We start from the raw sequence: 6,635 nt of genomic DNA, 5'->3' as shown, positions 1-6,635 counted from the left end.
CTTGCGCCGCTGGGGCAAGGCGTTTCGGTACATCGCCAGGCACGCGGCGGGCAGGCCGAAAAGCATCACCGGGAACATGCCGGTCATGAACTGGCCGCCCTTGGGGTCGCCGGCGAAATAACGGGTCAGGTCACCGGTCACCACCGCGCCGGTGGCGGGGTCGGTGAAGCTGCCGAAGATGAACCAGGCCATGTTGTTGAGGATGTGGTGCAGGCCGGTGACGATCAGCAATCGATTGAATACACCGAAGACGAACGCGCCGAAGCTGCCGCTGGCCATCAGCAACTCGCCGAAACTGTTGATGCCGTGCTGGACCGGCGGCCAGATCAGGCCGAACACCAGGCCAAGGCCGACGGCGCTGAAACCGGTGACGATCACCACGAAGCGCCGGCCGCCAAAGAACGCCAGGTACTCCGGCAGCTTGATGTCCTTGAAGCGGTTGTACAGCGCGCCGGCCAACAGGCCACTGATGATCCCGGCGAGCATGCCCATGTTGATGGTTGCGTCGAGCACCTTCAGCGTCGCGATCATGACCAGGTAGCCGATGGCCCCGGCCAGTCCGGCGGTGCCGTTGTTGTCCCGCGCGAACCCCACCGCGATGCCGATGGCGAAGATCATCGGCAGGTTGGCAAAAATCGCTTCGCCAGCGTCGTGGATGATCGCGATATTCAACAGGTCCGTGTCACCCAGGCGCAGGAGCAGGCCGGCGATCGGCAGGATCGCGATCGGCAGCATCAGCGCCCGGCCGAGGCGTTGCAGCCCTTCGATGAAATGCTGGTACATGGCGTCTCTCCTTTTATTGTTCTTCGACGGGCTTCAGCCCAGGGGCCAATGTTGATGACAGGCCTGGCGCACGGCGGCGGCGCTGGCCAGGTTCAGCAAGTCGGTGCTGATGCGCCGGCACTGGGCGGCATCGAGGCGGCGCACGCGGTCCTTGATCTCGCCGACCTGCGGCGGGCTGACCGACAGCTCCCGGACGCCCAGCCCGATCAGCACCGGCGTTGCCAGGGGATCGGAGGCCAGGGCCCCGCACACCCCGACCCAACGCCCATGCTTGGCGGCGCCGACGCAGGTCTGGGCGATCAGCCGCAACAGCGCCGGGTGCAAGGCATCGACCCGGGCGGCGAGGCCAGCGTGGTCGCGGTCCATGGCGAGGGTGTACTGGGACAGGTCGTTGGTGCCGATGGAGAGGAAGTCCGCGTGTTCAGCCAGCTGTTCGGCGAGCAATGCGGCGGCTGGCACTTCGATCATCACCCCAAGCTGTGGGCGTTCGTCCAGGCCGAGTTCGGCGGCCAAGGCATCGAGGCGCTGGCGGATGTGCAGCCACTCGCTGACCTCGGTGATCATCGGCAACAGAATTCGGCAGCGCCGCAATGGACGGGTCTGCAGCAGCGCCCGCAGTTGCTGGTCCAGCAGCTCCGGCCGCGCCTGGGCCAGGCGAATGCCCCGCAGGCCGAGCACCGGGTTGGCTTCTGCCGGCAGTGGCAGGTAGTCCAATTGCTTGTCGCCGCCGACGTCGATGGTGCGGATGATCACCGGCCTGTCGCCCATGGCATCGAGCACCGCTTGATAAGCGTGGCGTTGCTCTTCTTCGTCGGGGGCGGTGTGGCGGTCGACGAAAAGGAATTCGGTACGCAGCAAGCCGATGCCATCGGCACCGTTGGCGAAGGCCTCGCCCGCTTCGACGCTGGAGGCAACGTTGGCGGCGACTTCAATCTCTATTCCATCAACCGTTCGCGCCGGCGTATGGGCGAGGGTCTGTTGCTGGGCGCGCAAGGCGGCGCGTTGACTGTGTATTTGCTGCACTTGCACCAGGCGTTCGGCGCTTGGCGTGAGTTCGAGGCGGCCGCCGTCTGCGTCCAGCACCACCGATTGGCCCGGTGCTTGTGCGAGCAAGGTCTCGCCCAACGCCACCAGGCAGGGCAAGCCTTTGCCCCGGGCCAGAATCGCCACGTGGGAGGTCGCGCCGCCCTCGGCCATGCACACGCCGGACACGCCTTGGGCGCTGAGTTGCAACAGTTCCGATGGGGTCAGCTCTCGCGTGGCGACAATCGCGCCCGCCGGTACGTCGAACTTCCAGGCTTCACCCAGCAACACCCGCAGGACCCGCTGGCGCAAGTCGTGCAGATCATTGGCGCGCTCGGCCAGCAGTGCGTTGCCCAATTGCCGCAGCACCTGGCACTGTCTGTCGATGGATTGGCTCCAAGCGTGGGGCGCGGCGTGGCCCTGATCGATGGCGAGCTCGGCGGCGTCCAGCAGGACCGGGTCTTCCAGCAACGCCAGGTGGGCGCTGAAAATGGCCTGCTCGTCGACATGGCGCCGGGCCTTGGCGTTCTCCAGCGTCTGTTGAATATCGCGGCTGACGTGCGCCAGGGCATGGCGCAGTCGTTGCCGTTGTTCTTCGACGTCATGTCCACCGGCATCCTCGGGCAATTGAATGCCGTCCAGCCGGACCAGCGGCCCGCTGACCAGTCCGGGCGCGGTACAGACGCCGTGCAGCACACCGTCTTCGGCGGTACGGTCGGGCGTCTTGGCCTGTGGCGCCTGGGCATGGGTTTCTTCGGCGAGGGCCGTGGAGAGAGTGGTCAACAGCGCTCGCAACGCCGCTTCGGCATCGCTGCCGCGACAGCTGACATGCACTTCGGCCTGTTCGTTGATCGCCAGGCCCATCATGCCCATGACGCTGTCGCAGGACGCCGACCGACCGCCAAAGTGCAGCTGCGAACGACTCTTGAACCCCTGCGCGGTCTGGCGAACCAGGGCAGCGGGTCGGGCGTGCAAGCCGCCGCGATGGGCGATGCGGATCTGGCCGGACACTTCGATGCCGATGTCCAACTCATCGTCACGTGTTTCATTCGGCGTCTTGCTGACGATGTGCAGCAACGGTTCGCCGACCTTGACGCCTTTAAGGGTGATCGGCCGTGCCTGGAAGTGTTCGCCGTTGGTGATGATCAACAGGCTGACCAGGCTTTTGCAGCGCTGGGCCACTTTGTCCAGGTCATAGCGCAGCAGCGCCTGGCCGTTGCTGACCCGTGCGCCCTCCTTGACCAGTATGGAAAAGCCGTCGCCCTGCAACTCGACGGTGTCCAGTCCCAAATGCAACAGCAATTCGGCGCCGTTGTCGGCCCGCAGTGTTACGGCGTGGCCGGTACGAGCGACGTGGATCACCTCGCCGTCGCAGGGGGCGTAGAGGGTATCGTTCAATGGATCGATGGCGATCCCATCGCCCATCGCACCGCTGGCGAACACCGCGTCCGGCACGTTGGCGAGGGTGAGCACCGGACCGCTGAGCGGGGCGCTGAGGATCAGCTCTTTATTGTTGTTGGGCATGGGCTCGCTCTCTCTGGGATCATTGGCCTTGCATGAAAAGAACGCTGGCGGTTCAGTGGGTCCGGGTGACCTTGCTCAAGTGCCGTGGCTGATCCGGGTCCAGGCCTCGGGCCACGGCCAGTCGGGCGGCCATGCCGTAAAAGCTCTGGATCGCCAGGATCGGGTCCAGAGCCGGATGCGCGGCACGACTCAGCGTCAAGTCGCGCTCGGCGATGTCATCGGGGGCGGCCAGCAGCACTCGGGCGCCGCGCTCGCGCATGTCGGCGGCCAGGCTCAACACGCCAGCCTGCTCGGCACCGCGCGGAGCAAAAACCAGCAGCGGGTAGTTTTCGTCGATCAGGGCCATCGGCCCGTGACGGACTTCGGCGCTGCTGAAGGCTTCGGCCTGGATCGCCGAGGTTTCCTTGAATTTGAGCGCCGCTTCCTGGGCGATGGCGAACCCGGCGCCACGTCCGATTACCATGAGCCGTTGGCAGTCACGCAGCGCTTCGACGGCAGCGCTCCAATCCTGGCTCGCGGCGTCGCGCAAGCCCTCGGGCAGCGCATGGCCGGCTTCGAGCAACTCGGCATCATCTTTCCAGTGGGCCACCAACCGCGCACTGGCGCTGAGGGTGGCAATGAAACTCTTGGTCGCGGCAACACTGCTCTCGATGCCGGCGCACAACGGCACGCTGAATTCGCAGGCCGCCTCCAGCGGAGAATCCTCTGCGTTGACCATCGCCACGCTCAACGCGCCACGCTTGCGCAACAGGCGCAGGCTGTTGACCAGGTCCGGGCTCTGCCCCGACTGCGAGAACGCGAACGCCACCTGGCCGCTGACCTTCAGCGGCGCCTGTTGCAGGGTCACCACCGACATCGGCAGCGATGCCACCGGCAAGCCCAACTGCTGCATGGTCAGGTAGGCGAAATAACTGGCGGCGTGGTCGGAACTGCCCCGAGCCACGGTCATCGCCACTTGCGGCGGTTGACGACGCAAGCGTCCGGCAATTTCCGCCAGCGTCGGATCCAGTCGCTGCAATTGACGCTCAACGGCTTCGGCTGAGGCGAGGGCCTCTTCAAGCATTTTGGAAGTCAACGGCTTCTCCTTCGACCATTACGTCGATCAGGTTCAGGGCACGGTCAAGCCGCACGCAGTCGGCCCAGGCGCCGGGATGCAGGCGTCCGCGCTCGGGCAGGCCGAGGTAGTCGGCGGGGAATTGCGACAGGCGTCGGGAGGCGTCGTCGAGGGGCAGGCCGATCTTCACCAGGTTGCGCAGGGCCTGGTCCATCGTCAGGGTGCTGCCGGCCAAGGTGCCGTCGGCCAGGCGCACGCCGCCCAGGCATTTGGTCACGGTGTGGCTGCCCAGCTTGTATTCGCCGTCGGGCATGCCGGCGGCGGCGGTGGAGTCGGTGACGCAATACAGGCAAGGGATCGAACGCAACGCCACGCGCATGGCGCCGGGGTGCACGTGCAGCAGGTCCGGGATCAGCTCGGCATATTGCGCATGGGCCAGCGCCGCGCCGACGATGCCCGGTTCGCGGTGATGCAGCGGGCTCATGGCGTTGTACAAATGGGTAAAGCTGCTGGCCCCGGCGGCCAGTGCAGCGACGCCTTCTTCGTAGCTGCCGAGGGTATGGCCGATCTGCATGCGCACGCCGCGAGCGCTGAGGGCACGGATCAAGGCATCGTGGCCGGCGATTTCCGGTGCGATGGTAATCACCCGGATCGGCGCCAGGGCCAGGTACGTTTCCACCTCGGCCATCAACGCGGTGTGGGCGAAATTCGGTTGGGCGCCGAGTTTGCCGGGATTGATGTAAGGGCCTTCCAAGTGCACGCCGAGGACACGTGCGCTGCCGCTGGGCCGCTGTTCGCAGAACTCACCGAGGGCCTTGAGGACGCTGGCGATTTCTTCGCTTGGCGCCGTCATGGTGGTGGCGAGCAACGACGTGGTGCCAAAGCGCACGTGGGTGCGGGCAATGGTTTTGAAGGCTGGGGCGCCCTCCATGATGTCCTTGCCGCCACCGCCGTGCACATGCAAGTCGATGAAACCGGGCAGCAGGTAGGGCAGGTCGTTGCTCGTCGGGTCGCAGGGCTGGCCTTCGACGGACACGACCTTGCCGTGTTCATGGATCAGGCGGCCGCGTATCCAGCCGTTGGCGGTGAGGATGTTGTCTTCGGACATTGGAATTCCCGGGGCGTCTAGCGCCGTAGTTCTGCCACAAAGTCGTAGTAGTCGTTGCGGCAATAGGTGTCGGTGACTTCGATGGGCGTGTTGTCTTCCAGGTAGCCGACCCGCGTCATCAGCAACATCGCGGTGCCGGGAGCGATGCCCACCAGGGCGGCGAATTCGTCCGAGGCGTTGATGGCCTGGATGTGTTGCAAGGCTCGGACAACCGGTTTGCCGATGCCATCGAGAAATTCATAAAGCGAATCGCCCACCGCCTGCGGCTTGGGAATGATCGACGCCGGCAGGGTGCTCATCTCGATTGCCATGACCGTGTCGTCGGCCTTGCGCAGCCGTTTGAGGCGGGCGACTTTGTCAGTGGGCGACAGGCCCAGGCGGATCAGTTCTTCGTGGGTCGGCGGGGTGATTTCGCGTTCCAGCCATTGGGAGCCGGGGACGAAGCCTTTGAGCCGGAGCATTTCGCTGAAGCCACTGAGGCGCGAGAGCGGTTGTTCCAGGCGCGGGGTGATGAAGGTTCCGGAGCCTTGGTTGCGGCGGATCAGGCCTTGCTCGAACAGCACTTCCAGCGCCTTGCGGGCGGTGACCCGGGAAATGCCCAGTTGCTCGCTCAGGCTGCGTTCGGACGGCATCGCTTGCTCGGCTTTCCACTGGCCGGCGTGGATGGCCGCTTCGAGGTTGCGGGCCAGTTGTAGGTAGAGCGGGGTGGGTTGGGTGTCGTCGGGGCGCAGGGCCAGGATGTCGTTCATGTGCGGTGTGTCCGATGCGGTTGTAGGAATTTTCGCTCGGTGAGTGGGGTGGAAGCTAATACCACTTGAATACCATGTCAACGCTGCTTTTCTGGGGTTGGCCCGCGTTTTCTGGGTATTTATTCGGATGTTGTTAAAGTGGTATTAGGGTGGTTTTTGTGGGGCGTGGAATTACAGCGTTGGGATGGGTTTTTTGAAGGTCAGTGGTATGCACGGAGGGCGGGTTGCGGAGTTTGATATTTATTTTTATGGCGACCGGTGGTAATTCGTTTTGTGTGTATATCCGTTGCTGCGGTCACTGACCTGTGGGAGCAAAGCTTGCTCGCGAGGCGGCCCTACAGCCGATTTGGTTTCAGGTCAAACGCGTTTCCCCTGTGGGAGCGGGCTTGCTCGC

The 6,635-nt window shown here is 64.7% G+C and carries 5 protein-coding genes; all 5 read right to left on the bottom strand.

All coding sequences use genetic code 11. The features are described 5' to 3' along the window. Window positions 1-783, bottom strand: a 783-nt coding sequence (locus OC610_RS18260; RefSeq protein WP_264429603.1) for a PTS transporter subunit EIIC, incomplete at its 3' end; no start/stop codon positions are given. Window positions 784-816: 33 nt separating this feature from the next. Further along, window positions 817-3,330 carry a phosphoenolpyruvate--protein phosphotransferase gene (gene ptsP, locus OC610_RS18255; protein ID WP_264429602.1) on the bottom strand — a complete coding sequence of 838 codons (2,514 nt, stop codon included), beginning with the start codon at window positions 3,328-3,330 and terminating at the stop codon, window positions 817-819. Window positions 3,331-3,382: 52 nt separating this feature from the next. Then, window positions 3,383-4,405, bottom strand: coding sequence for an SIS domain-containing protein (locus tag OC610_RS18250; protein ID WP_264429600.1), 1,023 nt, complete (start codon window positions 4,403-4,405; stop codon window positions 3,383-3,385). Further along, window positions 4,386-5,492, bottom strand: a complete 1,107-nt coding sequence (nagA, locus tag OC610_RS18245; RefSeq protein ID WP_264429598.1) for an N-acetylglucosamine-6-phosphate deacetylase — start codon at window positions 5,490-5,492, stop codon at window positions 4,386-4,388. Before nagA ends, OC610_RS18250 begins: the two co-directional genes overlap by 20 nt. A gap of 17 nt (window positions 5,493-5,509) precedes the next feature. Then, window positions 5,510-6,241: a GntR family transcriptional regulator gene (locus OC610_RS18240; RefSeq protein ID WP_030139601.1), complete on the bottom strand. Its 732-nt coding sequence runs from the start codon at window positions 6,239-6,241 to the stop codon at window positions 5,510-5,512. Window positions 6,242-6,635: the final 394 nt, after the last annotated feature.

The sequence above is a fragment of the Pseudomonas agronomica genome (assembly GCF_025917275.1).
GTDB lineage: Bacteria > Pseudomonadota > Gammaproteobacteria > Pseudomonadales > Pseudomonadaceae > Aquipseudomonas > Aquipseudomonas agronomica.
Note: the sequence above shows the minus strand (reverse complement) of the source record. Positions and strands in the feature narration are given on the sequence as shown.

Coding starts and splice junctions, on each gene's coding strand:
- ptsP (WP_264429602.1), bottom strand. CDS start 3,330: ATGCCCAACAACAATAAAGAGCTGATCCTCAGCGCCCCGCTCAGCGGT.
- nagA (WP_264429598.1), bottom strand. CDS start 5,492: ATGTCCGAAGACAACATCCTCACCGCCAACGGCTGGATACGCGGCCGC.
- OC610_RS18240 (WP_030139601.1), bottom strand. CDS start 6,241: ATGAACGACATCCTGGCCCTGCGCCCCGACGACACCCAACCCACCCCG.